This is a genomic window from uncultured Dietzia sp. (assembly GCF_937873725.1).
Taxonomy (GTDB): Bacteria; Actinomycetota; Actinomycetes; order Mycobacteriales; family Mycobacteriaceae; genus Dietzia.
Window position 1 is genome coordinate 1 of record NZ_CALMYY010000082.1, and the last position, 15,514, is coordinate 15,514.

Genomic DNA, 15,514 nt, shown 5'->3' on the forward strand with positions numbered 1-15,514 from the left:
CGACGGCAACGCCGACGACAACGCCGACGACGACGACGACAATGCCGCTGACAACGCAGCGTGCAGACGCAAAACTGCTGGCAGACACTCTTCACAAGTGGTGGAACACGTTATAGTTTCGGCATGACTCTTGCGCCCGGAACCCCCGCACCCGACGTCTTCAGTCCCGGCAGGATCGGCAACGTGACGCTGCGTAACCGCATCGTCAAAGCCGCGACGTTCGAAGGCCGTTGCCCGGAAGGCCGCGTGACCGACGAGCTGATCGAGTTTCACGCAGAGTACGCCCGCGGCGGCGTGGGGATGACCACCGTCGCCTACCTCGCCACCTCGCCCGAGGGTCGCACCGACCGGCATCAGTACCACTGGGGCATGGACGACGGTGGGCAGCTGCGCAAGCTCACCGACGCCGTCCACGCCGAGGGCGCGGCGATCTCGGCACAGGTCGGTCACGCCGGCGCCGTCGCCAACTCCGCCTCCAACGGCATGCCCGCAATGGGCCCGTCGCGGATCCCCGCGCCGACCGGCATGTCCCTGACCAAGGCCTGCACCGAAGCCGACATCGATCGGATCATCGGCGATCACGTGCGCGCGGCCAAGGGTGCCCACAACGCCGGCTTTGACGCCATCGAGGTTCACTTCGGCCACAACTACCTGGTCAGCGAGTTCCTCAGCCCCAAGCTCAACAGACGCAAGGACTCCTATGGCGGCTCGCTTGAGAACCGCGCCCGCTTCGCCCGCCGCATCGGCTGCGCGATCCGCGACGAGATGGGCGACAAGATCGCCGTCACCATGAAGCTCAACATGGACGACGGCGTCCCCGGCGGCTTCTGGATCGACGAGGCCGTGCAGGTGGCCAAGTGGATCGAGTCCGACGGCTCCGCCGACGCGCTGGTGATGACAGTCGGCAGCTCGCTGCTCAACCCCATCTACCTGTTCAAGGGTGACGCGCCGCTCGCGGAGTTCGCCGCCACCCAGCCACCGATTATCAAGATGGGCATGAAGGTCGTCGGGCCGAAGATGTTCAAGGAGTACCCGTACACCGACGCGTACATGTTTGATGACGCGCGCCAGATCCGCGACGCCGTCAGCCTGCCCATGATGCTGCTCGGTGGCATCGTCGACCGGCCGTCCATCGACAAGGCGATGAACGCCGGCTTCGAGTTCGTGGCCATGGGCCGCGGCCTGCTCCGCGAGCCCGACCTGCCGCTCAAGCTCCAGGCGGACGAGCGTCGCCGGTCGCTGTGCGTGCACTGCAACCGCTGCATGGCCACCATCTACTCCGGCAGCCGCTGCGTGCTCCGCGACTACGTGCCGCCGATTCCCGCGCGCGGCTGATCCGGGCCGCTACGGTGGGACACCAGGCGGTCCGGTCCTGTCGACCCGGGCCCGGACAGGGGAGCACATGTCGAGGCGGCGGATCACCGACTACCGGGGGAGGACCTGCGTGGTCACCGGCGCGGCCAGCGGCATCGGCCGGTCCGTGGCGATCCGGCTCGCCGGAGAGGGCGCGCGGCTGGTGCTGACCGACCTCAGGGACGAGGGCCTGCAGGCCACGGCCCGCGACTGCCGGGTCTCCGGCGCCACCGTTCTGGTGGCCGAGGCGTTCGACCTCACCGACCACGAGGCGGTCACCGCGTTCGGCGAGCGGGTGATCGCCGAGCACGGCGTCCCGGACGCCGTCTTCCACGTGGCCGGCAACTCGGCCTGGGGCCGCCCCGACCTGCTCGAGCACCGCGTGTGGCGGTCCATGGTCGAGGTCAACCTCATGGGCACGATCCACGTGATCGAGGCGTTCATCCCGGCCATGATGACGGCGAAGAAGCCGGGCGCGCTGGTCATGGTGTCCTCGGCCGCCGGCCTGCTCGGGCTGCCCTGGCACGCCGCGTACAGCGCCGCCAAGTTCGGCATCCGCGGCATCGCCGAGGTGCTCCGGTTCGACCTGGCCCCCTACGACATCGGCGTGCACCTGGTGTGCCCGGGTGCCGTCGACACCCCGCTGGTGGGAACCATCGAGATCGCCGGCGTGGACCGGTCGAATCCGGAGGTGGCCAGGACCGCTGCGCAGTTCCAGCGCCACGCCGTCACCCCGGACCAGGCCGCGGAGTCGATCCTCGAGGGCGTCCGGAGGGGCCGCTACATCGTCTACACCTCGCCGGACATCCGGCTGGCGTTCGCCGCCCAGAAGTTCGCCCCGCCCCTCTACGGTCTGGCGATGAGGGCCATCGGGCGGAAGATCAACAGAGCCGGTGAGGGCATCCTCCCGTGAAGGGCGTGGAGACCCTGACGGACGCCGCCATCCTCCTGGCCCGCGTCGGGCTCGGCGCGGTCTTCGTGGCCCACGGCTGGCAGAAGTTCTTCACCCTCGGACTGGGCAGGGTGGGGGAGCAGTTCGCCGCCTACGGGGTCCCGCAACCGCAGGTCACCGTCGCCGTGGTGGCCGGGGTCGAGTTGATCGCCGGTATCGCCCTGATCGCGGGCATCCTCACGCCGCTGGCGGGGATCCTGCTCGGCGTGGACATGGCGGGCGCCTTCTACTTCGTCCACGCCACCCACGGGCCGTTCATCACGCAGAACGGCTGGGAACTCGTGGTGGCGTTGGGGGTGGGGTCGTTGCTGGTCGCGGCGGTGGGGGCGGGCAGGTTCAGCGTGGACAGGGTCCTGGGCGGCTGATCGCCCGGGCCGCCCGGACCCTCAGCGCCAGGACGGCAGCCAGAGCTGCTGGTTCCACTCCGTGGGTGTGATGGGGATCCCCGACAGGATCGGCAGCATGTAGAGGAAGTTGGCCACGACCAGCGCCAGGTACAGGCAGACGATCCCCAGGCCTATCGCCCGGCGGCGGGGGGAGTCGGTGGATCTCCCGGCGATCTCGCCCAGCACCAGCGCCAGCATCATGACGAAGAACGGCACCATGACCGAGGCGTAGAAGAAGTACATCTGGCGGTCGTAATTGAAGAACCACGGCAGGTAGCCGGCCGCGTACCCGACCAGCGGGAAGGCGTACCGCCCGTCGCGGCAGATCACCGCCCGCCAGAACGCCCAGGCCAGCACGGGGATGGCGAGCCACCAGATGGCGGGCGTGCCGATGAGCATAATGGCACGCACGCACGAGTTCTCGCCGCAGCCGGTCACGCCGTCGCCCTGCTCGACAAAGTAGAGCATCGGCCGCAGGCTCATCGGCCAGGTCCAGGGCTTGGACTCCCACGGGTGGCGGTTGCCCGCCGAGGTGGTCAGGGACGAGTGGAACGTCAGGACGGAGGACTGGTAGTAGAGCCACGACTGGAGGACGTCGGGGAGCCAGTTGTCCTGGACCTTCGAACCCACCGCGTGCCGGTAGACCGAGTTCTCCTGGGCGAACCACGGGAGCCAGGTGAGCATGTAGAGCACGGCGGGCCAGATGACCAGGGAGACGAACGCCGGGACGGCGTCTCGCAGCAGCGCGCCCAGCAGGGGGCGCCTGACCCCGTAGCGGCTGCGCAGGGCCCAGTCCCAGGCGACGGTCATGACGCCGAAGAAGGCGATGAAGTACAGGCCGTTCCACTTGACGCCCAGCGCCAGGCCCAGCATCACGCCGGCGGTGAACCGCCACCACCGGAAGCCCAGGCGCGGCCCGTAGTCCGAGAGGTGGAGTCGGCCCGCGACCGCGGCCCGGTGCATGCGTCCGCGCATCTGGTCGCGGTCCACCAGCAGCGCTCCCGCGGCCGCGGTGACGAAGAGGACCTGGTAGATGTCCAGCATGCCGATGCGGGAGGTGACGAAGGTGACCCCGTCCACGCACAGCAGGAGCCCGGCCACGAAGCCCAGCTGGGTGGACCGGGTCAGCCGCCTGGTGATCCGCATGACCATGAGCACCACGAGGACCCCGCAGAGCGCGGCGGTGAACCGCCAGCCCAGGGGCGTGTAGCCGAAGAGCAGGCCGCCGAGGGACTCGATCTGCTTGGCCACCGGCGGGTGGACGACCAGCCCGTAGGCGGGGTTCTCCTCGATCCCGAGCTGGGCGATGTTGAACGACTGCGGCGCGTAGTGTTTCTCGTCGAAGACCGGCGTGCCCTTGTCCGTGGCGGAGGTCAGGCCCCAGAAGCGTGAGACGAAGGCCAGCAGGAGGATGACGCCGGTGACGATCCAGTCGCGGGTGGAGTCGACCGGGCCGGTATCCGGGTCGGGTAGCGGGCGGCCCGGGGATCGCACGCCGAGGGTCGATGTCACGAGGGGAAGCATAGTGGGGTGCGCCCACCGACCGGGGATAGGGTGGTGCGCATGACGTCCGGACGGGTCGTGTTGGCGGCCACCCCAATCGGAAATCCGGGCGATGCCTCCGCCCGGCTACGGGAGCTCCTGGCCACCGCGGATGTGGTGGCCGCGGAGGACACCCGCCGGCTGCGCACCCTCACCGCCGCGCTGGAGGTCACGATCACCGGCCGGGTCATGAGCTTCTACGAGCACAACGAGGCCGGTCGCGTCCCGCAGCTCGTGGACCGGGTCCGGGCCGGGGACGTGGTGGCCGTGGTGACCGACGCCGGGATGCCCGCGGTGTCGGACCCCGGGTACTCGCTGGTGACCGCGTGCATCGAGGCCGGGCTCCCGGTGACGTGCCTGCCCGGCCCGTCGGCCGTGACCACGGCGCTGGTGCTCAGCGGACTCCCGGTGGACCGGTTCTGCTTCGACGGATTCCCGCCGCGCCGCTCCGGGCGCCGCCGGACCTGGCTGGCCCGCCTCGCGGCCGAGGAGCGCACGTGCGTGTTCTTCGAGTCCCCGCACCGGCTCGCGGACACGCTGGCCGAGGCCGCCGAGGTGCTCGGCGCCGACCGGCGGGCGGCGGTGTGCCGGGAGCTCACCAAGACCTACGAGGAGGTCCTGCGCGGGACGCTGGGGGAGCTGGCCGAGCGGACCGCGGGCGGGGTGCTCGGGGAGATCGTCGTGGTGATCGGGGGTGCGGACCCCGCCGGCTCCACCGCGACGGTCGAGGACCTGGTGGAGATCGTCGAGGAGCGGGTCGAGGCGGGCGAGCGCCTCAAGGACGCGTGCGCCGCGGTCGCGGAGGCGTCGACGCTGACCAGGCGCGAGCTCTACCAGGCCGTGCTCGACTCCCGCGCCGACGACTCCTGACCACGGTCAGCGGCGTTCCCAGGGCGGCGGGCCGCCGCCCCAGGTGAAGGCGGCCTTGTGGACGCACTCGTCCCACTCGGCGTCGGGGTCGGAGTCGATGGTGATCCCGCCGCCGACCCCCATCTCCACCCGGCCGTCCGGGGTCGCCTCGAGAGTGCGGATGGCCACCGCGAGCTCGAGGTCGGGGCCGAGCGCGAACCCGTACGCCCCGCAGTGCAGCCCCCGCGAGCGCGGCTCCCACCCGTTGATGAGGTCGCGGGCCCGCGCCTTGGGGGTTCCCGTCACCGAGGCGGGGGGGAACGTGGCCGCCACCAGCGCGTCGTGGTCCACCGTGGTGCGGGCGGCGACGGTGGAGACCAGGTGGTGCACCCCCGGGGCGGGCCGGGTCGCGAGCAGGTCGGTGACGGTCACGGATCCGATCTCGGCCACCCGCCCGAGGTCGTTGCGGACCAGGTCCACGATCATGATGTTCTCGGCGACGTCCTTGGCGGAGGCCAGCAGGTCGGCCGGGTCCCGGTCCGCGGGCACGGTGCCCTTGATGGGGCTCGATCGGACCACGTCGCCGCGGCGGACCAGGTACTCCTCGGGGGAGAAGCCGAGCACGGCGCCCCACCCGCCCTCGAGGTAGGCCGAGCGCGCGGCCGGGGCGCGCCCGGCCACGGCGAGGAAGGTCTCGAGCGGGTCCGCGCGGAGCGTCCCGTGCAGCCGGGTGCTCAGGCAGGCCTGATAGACCTCGCCGGCGCGGATCGCCTCGAGGCAGTCCACCACGGCCGAGGCGTGGGCGGCACGATCGGGGGCGGCCCAGTCCGGGAGCCGGGTCGCCTCGTCGTCGTCGCCCCTCCCGGCACCGTGGTGGCGGACCACCTGCTCCGGATCGGGGGCGTCGCCGTGGCGCGTCCACCGGCCGTCGGCGTCCAGGGTGAGCCACCCGGAGGCCTCGCCGCGCACCGCCTCGGGCAGCGGCGGGGCGGATCCCGGCACGGTGTCGGGGAAGGACCGGTAGACGACGACGAGCCGGTCGGTGTCCGGGAACAGCCGCCCGGGCTCGCAGGGCCGGAGGTCGACGGACGGGACGAGCACGGCCCGGCGCCCGTGCCAGTCGCCGAGGAACGCCGCGGGGGGCGCCAGGTCGAGCGATCGCGCCCGCGAGCGCAGCGCACGCAGCAGCCCGGCGACGGGGACTGGGCTGCCGGGCACTCGCCTATGGTGGCACGCGAACCGGCTGGTGAGGAACTTATTATCTTGCACTCTCGACCGGTTGTTGACAGTGTTCAAAGGATGTCCAGTTCCAGCGCAGAGAAGATCGACCCGGGTTCGACTCGAGCGGCGCGGCCGCGCGCGGACCTCGCGGTGCTCGTCCCCACCGCCGTGATCGCGCTGATCGTGGTGGTGTGGGGCCTGTTCTACACCGTGTCGTTCGAGAGCGCCGCGGGCAAGGCCTTCGACGTGGTGGTCCACACGGTGGGCTGGCTGTTCATCGTCGTGGCGACCACGGTCGTGGCCTACACCGTCTACCTCGCGTTCTCCCGCTTCGGCGGGATCCGGCTGGGCGGCGACGACGAGAGGCCGGAGTACTCCACCCGGTCCTGGATCGCCATGATGTTCGCCGCCGGCATGGGCATCGGGCTCATGTTCTACGGCGTCTCCGAGCCGCTCACCCACTTCCAGACCCCGCCGCCGGGCCAGGACCAGCAGTACGACGTGGCCATGGCGACCACCGCCTTCCACTGGACCCTGCACCCGTGGTCCATGTACGCCGTGGTCGGCCTCGCGCTGGCCCTGTCCGCCTACCGGTTCAAGCGCGGTCACCTGGTCTCGCAGGCGTTCGTCCCGCTGATCGGGGAGAAGCGGGCGGGCGGCTGGATGGGCAAGGTGCTGGACGTGGCCACGGTGGTGGCCACCATCTTCGGGACGGCGGCCTCGCTCGGCCTCGGCGCGCTGCAGATCCGGGCCGGGCTCAACGAGACGGGCGCGGTCGACGGCGGCGGCATCGCGCTCGTCGTGGGCGTCATCGTGGTGCTGGGCCTGGTGTTCCTCGCCTCGGCGGCGTCCGGCATCGGCAACGGCGTCCGGATCCTGTCCAACATCAACCTGGTGCTGGCGATCTCGCTGGCGCTGTTCGTGGCGATCTTCTCCGGCGCGCTCTTCTTCATCCTCGACCTCATCCCCACCACGGTGGGCGCGTACTTCTCCGACTTCCTGGACATGGCCTCCCGGACCGCGGTGAGCGAGAACGGCGAGGCGGCGGAGTGGCTGTCCGGCTGGACGGTCTTCTACTGGGCGTGGTGGATCTCCTGGTCGCCCTTCGTGGGCATGTTCCTCGCCCGGATCAGCCGGGGGCGCACGGTCCGCGAGTTCATCGTGGGGGTGGTCCTCATCCCCAGCACCCTGTCGGTGCTGTGGTTCTCGATCTTCGGCGGGTTCGCCCTGTACCTCGAGGACGCCGGGCGGAGCGTCTTCGGCGACGGATCCCTCGAACCGCAGCTGTTCAACCTGCTCCGCGAGCTCCCGCTCGCGCCGGTGCTCATGGTGCTCGCGATGGCGCTCATCGCCGTCTTCTTCATCACCTCCGCCGACTCCGCGTCGATCGTCATGGGCGGCATGGTCCAGCACGGGATCGAGGAACCGTCCCGCTGGATCGTCATGCTGATGGGCACGTTCACCGCGGCGGTGGCGATCATCATGCTCGTGGCGGGTGACGGGGGCGGCAACGCGCTGTCGAGTCTGCAGAACATGACCATCATCGCGGCGTCGCCGTTCGTCCTGGTGCTCATCGCCCTGTGCGTGTCCATCCACAAGTCGCTCTCGCACGATCCGGCGGCCGAGAGCGCCTGACTCGGGTTCTGCGGGCCGAGACCACTACTCTGGGACGCATGGCGAAGACAGTCCTCACCGCGGTCGCATGGCCGTACGCGAACGGCCCCCGGCACATCGGACACGTCTCGGGGTTCGGGGTGCCGTCGGACGTCTTCTCCCGCTACCAGCGGATGGCGGGCAACGACGTGCTCATGGTCTCGGGCACCGACGAGCACGGCACGCCGCTGCTCGTGCAGGCGGAGAAGGAGGGCGTGTCGGTCCAGTCCCTCGCGGACCGGTACAACCGGGTGATCGTGGACGACCTCGCGGGGCTGGGCCTGAGCTACGACCTGTTCACCCGCACCACCACCCGCAACCACTACGCCGTGGTCCAGGAGCTGTTCCGCGGCCTGCACCGCAACGGGTACATGGTGGCCAAGACCACCACCGGTGCGGTGAGCCCGTCGACGGGCCGCACGCTGCCGGACCGGTACATCGAGGGCACGTGCCCGATCTGCGGCGACGACGGCGCCCGCGGCGACCAGTGCGACAACTGCGGCAACCAGCTCGACCCGGCGGACCTGAAGAACCCGGTCTCCAAGATCAACGGCGAGACGCCGAAGTTCATCGAGACCGAGCACTGGTTCCTCGACCTTCCCGCCCTGGCGGATTCGCTGGGGGACTGGCTCAAGGGGCGCAAGGACTGGCGGCCCAACGTCCTCAAGTTCTCGCTCAACCTGCTCGAGGACCTGCGCCCGCGCGCCATGAGCCGCGACATCGACTGGGGCATCCCGATCCCCGTCGAGGGCTGGGAGGACCGCGGCGACAAGAAGCTCTACGTCTGGTTTGACGCCGTGGTGGGCTACCTGTCCGCGTCGATCGAGTGGGCCTGGCGCTCCGGCGAGCCCGAGGCCTGGCGCAAGTGGTGGACGGACCCCGAGGCGGTCTCCCACTACTTCATGGGCAAGGACAACATCACCTTCCACTCGCAGATCTGGCCGGCCGAGCTCATCGGCTACGACGGCCGGGGCGCGCGCGGCGGCGAGCCGGGCGCGCTCGGCGCCCTCAACCTGCCCACCGAGGTGGTCTCCTCCGAGTTCCTCACGATGTCGGGGTCCAAGTTCTCGTCCTCGCGCGGCGTCGTGATCTACGTCCGCGACTTCCTCGCCGAGTTCGGCCCCGACGCCCTCCGGTACTTCATCTCCGTCGCCGGGCCGGAGAACCAGGACACCGACTTCACGTGGGACGAGTACGTGCGCCGCACCAACGCCGAGCTGGTGGGCGGCTGGGGCAACCTGGTCAACCGCACCGTGTCGATGGCGCACAAGAACTTCGGTGAGATCCCGCGCCCGGGGACCCTCGCCCAGGTGGACGCGGACCTGCTGCGCGAGGCGGAGGCTGCCTTCGCCACCGTCGGCGCCCACCTCGAGCGCTCCCGGTTCAAGGCCGGCGTCTCCGAGGCCATGCGGATCGTGGGCGCCGCCAACCGCTACATCGCCGCCACCGAGCCGTGGAAGCTGGCCAAGGAGCCGGACCAGCGGGAGCGCCTGGGCACCGTGCTGCACACCGCCCTGCAGGTGGTCTCCGACGCCAACACCCTGCTCACCCCGTACCTGCCGTCGGCCGCGCAGCAGATCCACGGCGCGATCGGCGGGCAGGGCGTGTGGGCGGCGGCGCCGCAGGTCCGCGAGGTCACCGACGACATGCCCGTCGAGGTGGCCGGGGTGGGCGTACCCGAGGCCGGCCGCAGCTACCCGGTGATCATGGGCGACTACGCCTCCGAGCAGGCCACCTGGGCGCGGTCACCGATCGCCCCCGGCACGCCCCTGCCCAAGCCGAGCCCGCTGTTCGCCAAGGTGGACCCGGAGCTGGCCGAGACCGGCCCGGGCTGGGCACCGATCCGGCGGGACTGACCTCTCAGAATGGGTAAGCGCAAACCCCGCCCGACCCCCGTCCTGCCCGGGCCGCTGCCCGGCCTGGTCGACGCCCACACGCACCTCTACTCGTGTGGGCACCGCACCGCCGACGAGGTCCGGGCCGCCGCCGACCGGGCCGCCCTGGCCGGGGTCGAGGCGCTGGTGACCGTGGGCGACGATCTGGCCGAGTCGGAGGCCGCGGTGGCCGCCGCCGAGTCCGACGAGCGGGTCCACGCCGCGGTCGCCGTGCACCCCACCCGCGCCCGCGAGGTCACCGACCCGGTCACCGGCCCCGCCGTGCGCGACCGCCTCCGCGAGCTGGCCGCGCACCCCCGGGTGGTGGCGGTGGGGGAGACCGGCCTCGACCACTACTGGGTGGGCAGGATGGACGGCTGCGCCGACCCGGCCGAGCAGGAGGAGTCGCTGCGCTGGCACGCCAGGCTCGCCGCCGAGCTGGGCAAGTGCCTGATGATCCACAACCGCGAGGCCGACGACGACCTGCTGCGCGTCCTGGCGGAGGTCGCGGGACCCGGATCCGGCGTCCCCGCCGTCATGCTGCACTGCTTCTCCTCGCCGCTGGACGTCGCGCGCGAGGCGCTGGACCGCGGTTACGTGCTGTCCTTCACCGGGAACGTCACCTTCAGGGCCAACGAGCACCTGCGCGACGCCGCGCGCCTGGCCCCCGCCGGGCAGCTCCTGGTGGAGACCGACGCCCCCTACATGGCGCCCGAGCCGTTCCGCGGCGCCCGCAACGAGCCGGGCCTGGTGGGGTACACCGCCCGCGCGATCGCCGAGGTTCGGCGGCAGACGCCGGAGGACCTCGTCGCGGAGGTCGCCGACACCGCCCGCGCGGTCTTCGGCCTGACCGTCTGACGGGCACCCGCCGGTGGGGCCCGTGGGACTCGTGGGCCGGAAGGGGGGATTGTAACGAAACGTGATCCGACCTCCTCGTCGTCGTCGCACGTCAGCAGCGTCACATTGCCGTGGCGGCGCCGACTCGTTACGCTATCGTGATGAAACGCGGACGCCCGTAGGGGCGCCGGCGCTCGACGCGAGGAGAGAACCGACCAGTGGTTGACGACGCACGGACCGACATCCCCACGGGCACCGGGCCCGGCACCAAGGGCCTGCTCACCCCGGTCCACCGCATCCACCGCTCCCGCTCGACCATGCTGCGGTTGTCCGTGGCCGGCATGCTCGCCACCCTCGTGGTGGGCGGCGTCGCCGCGCTGGACCAGCGCACGGAGTACACGCTCGACGTGGACGGCTCGCGGGTCGACCTGGTCACCTTCACCTCCGACGTGCGGACGGCCCTCGAGGAGGCCGGGTACGGCGTCGACGAGCGCGACGTGGTGCTGGCGCCCGGCGACCGCCTCGACGACGGCGACACCGTCACCCTGCGACGCGCGCGACCCGTGGCGATCGAGGTCGACGGCCGCGCGGAGCAGGTCTGGACCACCGCCACCACCGTCGCCGACCTCATTGCCGAGCGCGGCGACGTCCCGCCCCGCAGCTACGTCACCCCCCGCATCGACGCCGAGGTCCCGCTCGACGGCGCCCGGGTGAGCGTGGTGACCCCCCGCGAGCTGCTGCTGTCCGACGGCGGCGGCCCGGCCGCCCCGATCGCCTCGCCCGGCGGCACCGTCGGTGAGTACCTCGTGCGCGCCGGCATCACGCTCGGCCCGCTGGACACCGTCGAGCCCGCCGCCGACGCCCCCGCCGCCCCCGGCACCCAGGTCACCATCACCCGGGTGGCCGTGGGCCAGGAGTCCCAGGTCGAGCAGTTCCAGGCCCCCGAGACCGTCACCGAGGACCCGGAGTCGCTCGAGGGCGAACGCACGGTGGTGGAGCCCGGCACCCCGGGTGAGCGCGAGGTCGCCTACACCGTGACCCGCGTCAACGGCGTCGAGACCGAGCGCGCCCGCGGCACGGAGAGGGTCCTCACCGAGGCCCGCCCGGCGGCCGTGCGGCTCGGCACCAAGCCCAAGCCCGCCGCGCCCGTCGTGTCGAACGGCGGCGTGTGGGACTCGATCGCCCAGTGCGAGTCGGGCGGCAACTGGGCCATCAACACCGGTAACGGCTACTCCGGCGGCCTGCAGTTCGCCGCCGGCACGTGGTCCGGCCACGGCGGCGGGCAGTACGCGCCCAGCGCCCACCTGGCCACGCGGGAGCAGCAGATCGCGATCGCGGAGAAGGTCCGGGCCTCGCAGGGCTGGGGCGCCTGGCCCGCCTGCACCTCGAAGCTGGGCCTGCGCTGACCGGTCCGGACGCGACCTTCCGCGGGCAGGCCGTTCCACTCGGTCCCCAGGAGGTGCGCGCGCTCGCCGAGGAGTTGGGCGTCAAGCCCACCAAGACGCTCGGGCAGAACTTCGTCCACGACGCCAACACGGTCCGCCGGATCGTGGTGTCCTCGGGGGTCGGGCGCGGCGACACCGTGGTGGAGGTCGGCCCGGGCCTCGGCTCGCTGACCCTGCCGCTGCTGGACGCCGCCGGCCGGGTCGTGGCTATCGAGATCGACCCCGTCCTGGCCGGGCGGCTGCCCCGGACCGTGGCCGAGCGCGCCCCGGAGCTCGCGGGCAACCTCACCGTGGTGACGGCCGACGCCATGGCCGTGCGCGGCGCCGACCTGGGTTCGCCGGCGCCGACCGCGCTCGTGGCCAACCTGCCCTACAACATCTCCGTGCCCGTGCTGCTGCACCTGCTCGCCGAGGTCCCCACCCTGCGGACCGCCCTGGTGATGGTGCAGCTCGAGGTGGCGGACAGGCTGGCCGCGCCCCCGGGATCCCGCGTCTACGGGGTGCCGAGCGTCAAGGCCGGGTTCTTCGGCACCGTCCGCCGCACCGGGACCGTGGGCCGCAACGTCTTCTGGCCCGTCCCCAACGTCGAGTCGGGGCTGGTGCGGATCGACGCCTACGAGACCCCGCCGTGGGACCTGGGGCAGGCGCACCGCCGCCGGGTGTTCGCGGTGGCCGACGCCGCGTTCGCCCAGCGCCGCAAGACCCTGCGCGCGGCGCTGTCCGGCTGGGCGGGGTCGCCCGCGGACGCCGAGCTCGCCCTGGTCGAGGCCGACGTCGACCCCAGGGCCCGGGGGGAGCAGCTCACCACGGCCGATTTCGTGCGGATCGCCGAGGCGGCGCGGCGGCTGGGGATCGGGTCCGCGCGGCGCGAGCCGTAGGCTGGTGAGCATGCCCCGCGACGCCTCCACCCCCGCCGGCGTGCGCGCCGTGACCGCCGTCGCCCCCGCCAAGATCAACCTCCACCTGGGCGTCGGAGACCTGCGCGCGGACGGTTTCCACGACCTGCTCACCGTGTACCGGGCCGTGGACCTGTGGGAGGAGGTCACCGTGTCGTTCGCCGACCGCGACGAGGTGACCGTCTCCGGTCCGGGCGCCCCGCACGTGCCCACGGACCGGTCCAATCTCGCCGCCCGGGCGGTCGACCTGCTCCGGGAGGAGGCGGGGTCGGACGCCCGGATCGCCATCCGGATGGTCAAGGGTGTCCCCGTGGCCGGCGGGATGGCGGGCGGGAGCGCGGACGCCGCGGCCGCGCTCCTCGCCACGGACCGGCTGTTGGGCCTGGGACTCGGCCGCGCCGCGCTGGAGGAGCGGGCCGCGCGCCTCGGCAGCGACGTCCCCTTCTGCCTCCGCGGCGGCACGGCGCTCGGCACCGGCCGCGGCGAGACGCTCGCCACGCTGCTGCGCGCCCGCACCGAGCAGCACCTCGTGGTGGCTCTGGCGGACGGCGGGCTCTCCACCCCGGTGGTGTTCGCCGAACTCGACCGGCTGCGCGCCGAGCGCACCGATCTGCCCCGGGCGGGTGGAACCGAGTCGCTCGTCGAGGCCCTCGCCGGCGACGATCCGCTGATGGTCGCCGACCTGCTGACCAACGACCTGCAGCCCGCCGCGCTCTCGCTCATGCCCGCCCTGCGCCGGACCCTGCGCGCCGGCGAGGAGGCCGGCGCCCTGCACGGCATGGTCTCCGGGTCCGGCCCCACCTGCCTGTTCTTCTGCTCGGACCGCGAGCACGCCATCTCGGTGGCCGCCGAGGTGAGCGCGCACGGCGTCGCGCGCGAGGTCCGGATCACCCGGGGCCCGGTCGGCGGCGCCCGTCTACTCACCCCGCAACAGACCACGGAGCAATGATGGCCCCCACCAACCTCATCAACCTCGAGCACGGGTCGGTGTCCTTCGGGATCCGCCAGGTGCTCGACGACGTCTCCCTGGGCGTCAACGCCGGCGACCGCATCGGGGTGGTGGGCCTCAACGGTGGCGGCAAGACCACCCTGCTGGAGATCCTCACCGGCGTGGCCGAGCCGGACACCGGCCGCGTCTCCCAGGTGAGCGGCCTGCGGATCGCCGTGGTCACGCAGCGCACCGAGCTCGCGGCCGACACGGTCGGCGAGGCCGTGGTCGGCGGCCTCGGCGTGGAGACCCACGAGTGGGCGGGCGACTCGCGGATCCGCGCCGTACTCGACGGCATCGGTATCCACGACCTGGGACTGGACACCCCGGTGGCGGACCTGTCCGGCGGCGAGCGGCGCCGGGTCTCCCTGGCCGCGGCCCTGGTGCAGGACCTGGACCTGCTGGTGCTGGACGAGCCGACCAACCACCTCGACGTCGAGGGGGTCCAGTGGCTCGCGGACCACCTCCGCGGGCGGGCGAGCGCGCTCGTCGTCGTCACCCACGACCGCTGGTTCCTCGACACCGTCGCCACCCACACCTGGGAGGTGGTCGACGGCCGCGTCGAGCAGTTCGAGGGCGGCTACAACGACTGGGTGTTCGCGCGCGCCGAGCGCGACCGGCAGGCGTCAGCCACCGAGTCGCGGCGGCAGAATCTCGCGCGCAAGGAGCTGGCCTGGCTGCGTCGCGGCGCGCCCGCCCGCACGTCCAAGCCCCGGTACCGCATCGAGGCGGCCGAGGCGCTGATCAAGGACGTGCCGCCGCCCCGCGACTCACTACGGCTGTCGAGCTTTGCCGCGCGGCGCCTGGGCAAGGTCGTGATCGAGCTCGAGGACGCCCGACTCGAGGCCCCCGACGGACGCGTCCTGGTGGACGACCTCACCTGGCGCCTCGCCCCCGGCGAGAGGCTCGGCCTGGTCGGCGTCAACGGCTCCGGCAAGACCACGCTCCTGCGGGCCCTGGCCGGCGAGGCGCCCCTCGCGGCGGGCCGGCGCAAGCAGGGCAAGACCGTCAGCATCGGGTGGCTGCGGCAGGAACTCGACGACCTGCCGCTGGACCAGCGGGTCCTGGAGGCGATCGAGGACGTCGCGACGCGGGTGTCGTTCGGCGACATCGAGCTCAGCGCCTCGCAGCTGGCCGAGCGGCTCGGCTTCACCCCGGCCCGGCAGCGCACGCCCGTCGGCGACCTCTCCGGCGGTGAGCGGCGGCGCCTGCAGCTCACGCGCGTGCTCATGGCCGAGCCCAACGTGCTGCTGCTCGACGAGCCCACCAACGACCTCGACATCGACACCCTCCGCCAGCTCGAGGACCTGCTCGACGGCTGGCCCGGCACGATGGTCGTGATCTCCCACGACCGCTACCTCGTCGAGCGCATCTGCGACTCGGTGTGGGCGCTCTTCGGCGACGGCGGGCTCACCAACCTGCCCCGCGGGATCGACGAGTACCTCCAGCGTCGGCGGGCCGCGAACCTCCTCGGCGACTCGGGCAAGGGCTCGCGTGACACCTCCGCCCCCGCCTCCG

The 15,514-nt window shown here is 72.3% G+C and carries 13 protein-coding genes; 11 read left to right on the forward strand and 2 right to left on the reverse strand.

Annotated features, from left to right (window positions below; all coding sequences use genetic code 11):
- The first annotated feature begins 123 nt into the window (after positions 1-123).
- From Q0444_RS08260 to Q0444_RS08270, 3 genes are all read left to right on the forward strand, one after another.
- Positions 124-1,335: an NADH:flavin oxidoreductase gene (locus tag Q0444_RS08260; protein WP_299022876.1), complete on the forward strand. Its 1,212-nt coding sequence runs from the start codon at positions 124-126 to the stop codon at positions 1,333-1,335.
- A gap of 67 nt (positions 1,336-1,402) precedes the next feature.
- Positions 1,403-2,266, forward strand: a complete 864-nt coding sequence (locus Q0444_RS08265) for an SDR family oxidoreductase (protein WP_291079647.1) — start codon at positions 1,403-1,405, stop codon at positions 2,264-2,266.
- A gap of 5 nt (positions 2,267-2,271) precedes the next feature.
- A complete protein-coding gene (locus Q0444_RS08270; RefSeq protein WP_291079645.1) occupies positions 2,272-2,670 on the forward strand; it encodes a DoxX family protein in 399 nt (132 codons plus the stop codon).
- 21 nt (positions 2,671-2,691) lie between these two features.
- Here the strand turns inward: Q0444_RS08270 and Q0444_RS08275 are convergent, their stop codons facing one another.
- A complete protein-coding gene (locus Q0444_RS08275; protein WP_299022881.1) occupies positions 2,692-4,203 on the reverse strand; it encodes a dolichyl-phosphate-mannose--protein mannosyltransferase in 1,512 nt (503 codons plus the stop codon).
- A 51-nt stretch (positions 4,204-4,254) separates the two neighbouring features.
- Here Q0444_RS08275 and rsmI point away from each other — a divergent pair, with 51 nt between their 5' ends.
- Positions 4,255-5,103, forward strand: coding sequence for a 16S rRNA (cytidine(1402)-2'-O)-methyltransferase (gene rsmI, locus Q0444_RS08280; protein ID WP_299022884.1), 849 nt, complete (start codon positions 4,255-4,257; stop codon positions 5,101-5,103).
- Between the two features lie 6 nt (positions 5,104-5,109).
- Here the strand turns inward: rsmI and Q0444_RS08285 are convergent, their stop codons facing one another.
- A complete protein-coding gene (locus Q0444_RS08285; protein WP_299022888.1) occupies positions 5,110-6,300 on the reverse strand; it encodes an aminodeoxychorismate synthase component I in 1,191 nt (396 codons plus the stop codon).
- A gap of 81 nt (positions 6,301-6,381) precedes the next feature.
- Between Q0444_RS08285 and Q0444_RS08290 the strand changes: the two genes are divergently transcribed.
- From Q0444_RS08290 to Q0444_RS08320, 7 genes are all read left to right on the forward strand, one after another.
- Positions 6,382-7,938: a BCCT family transporter gene (locus tag Q0444_RS08290; RefSeq protein ID WP_291079856.1), complete on the forward strand. Its 1,557-nt coding sequence runs from the start codon at positions 6,382-6,384 to the stop codon at positions 7,936-7,938.
- Positions 7,939-7,976: 38 nt separating this feature from the next.
- Complete coding sequence (metG, locus tag Q0444_RS08295; protein WP_291079858.1) at positions 7,977-9,812, forward strand: methionine--tRNA ligase; 1,836 nt, start codon at positions 7,977-7,979, stop codon at positions 9,810-9,812.
- Positions 9,813-9,821: 9 nt separating this feature from the next.
- The gene (locus Q0444_RS08300) at positions 9,822-10,688 is read left to right on the forward strand and encodes a TatD family hydrolase (protein ID WP_299022895.1); all 867 of its coding nucleotides are present in this window, start codon (positions 9,822-9,824) and stop codon (positions 10,686-10,688) included.
- Between the two features lie 197 nt (positions 10,689-10,885).
- Positions 10,886-12,073 (forward strand): resuscitation-promoting factor, encoded by a 1,188-nt coding sequence (locus tag Q0444_RS08305; RefSeq protein WP_291079862.1) that lies wholly within the window; start codon positions 10,886-10,888, stop codon positions 12,071-12,073.
- Positions 12,070-12,990, forward strand: a complete 921-nt coding sequence (rsmA, locus tag Q0444_RS08310; RefSeq protein WP_291079868.1) for a 16S rRNA (adenine(1518)-N(6)/adenine(1519)-N(6))-dimethyltransferase RsmA — start codon at positions 12,070-12,072, stop codon at positions 12,988-12,990. Before Q0444_RS08305 ends, rsmA begins: the two co-directional genes overlap by 4 nt.
- Positions 12,991-13,000: 10 nt before the next feature.
- Positions 13,001-13,957 (forward strand): 4-(cytidine 5'-diphospho)-2-C-methyl-D-erythritol kinase, encoded by a 957-nt coding sequence (locus tag Q0444_RS08315; RefSeq protein WP_299022901.1) that lies wholly within the window; start codon positions 13,001-13,003, stop codon positions 13,955-13,957.
- Positions 13,957-15,514, forward strand: a 1,558-nt coding sequence (locus Q0444_RS08320) for an ABC-F family ATP-binding cassette domain-containing protein (RefSeq protein ID WP_299022903.1), incomplete at its 3' end; no start/stop codon positions are given. The genes Q0444_RS08315 and Q0444_RS08320, both read left to right, overlap by 1 nt.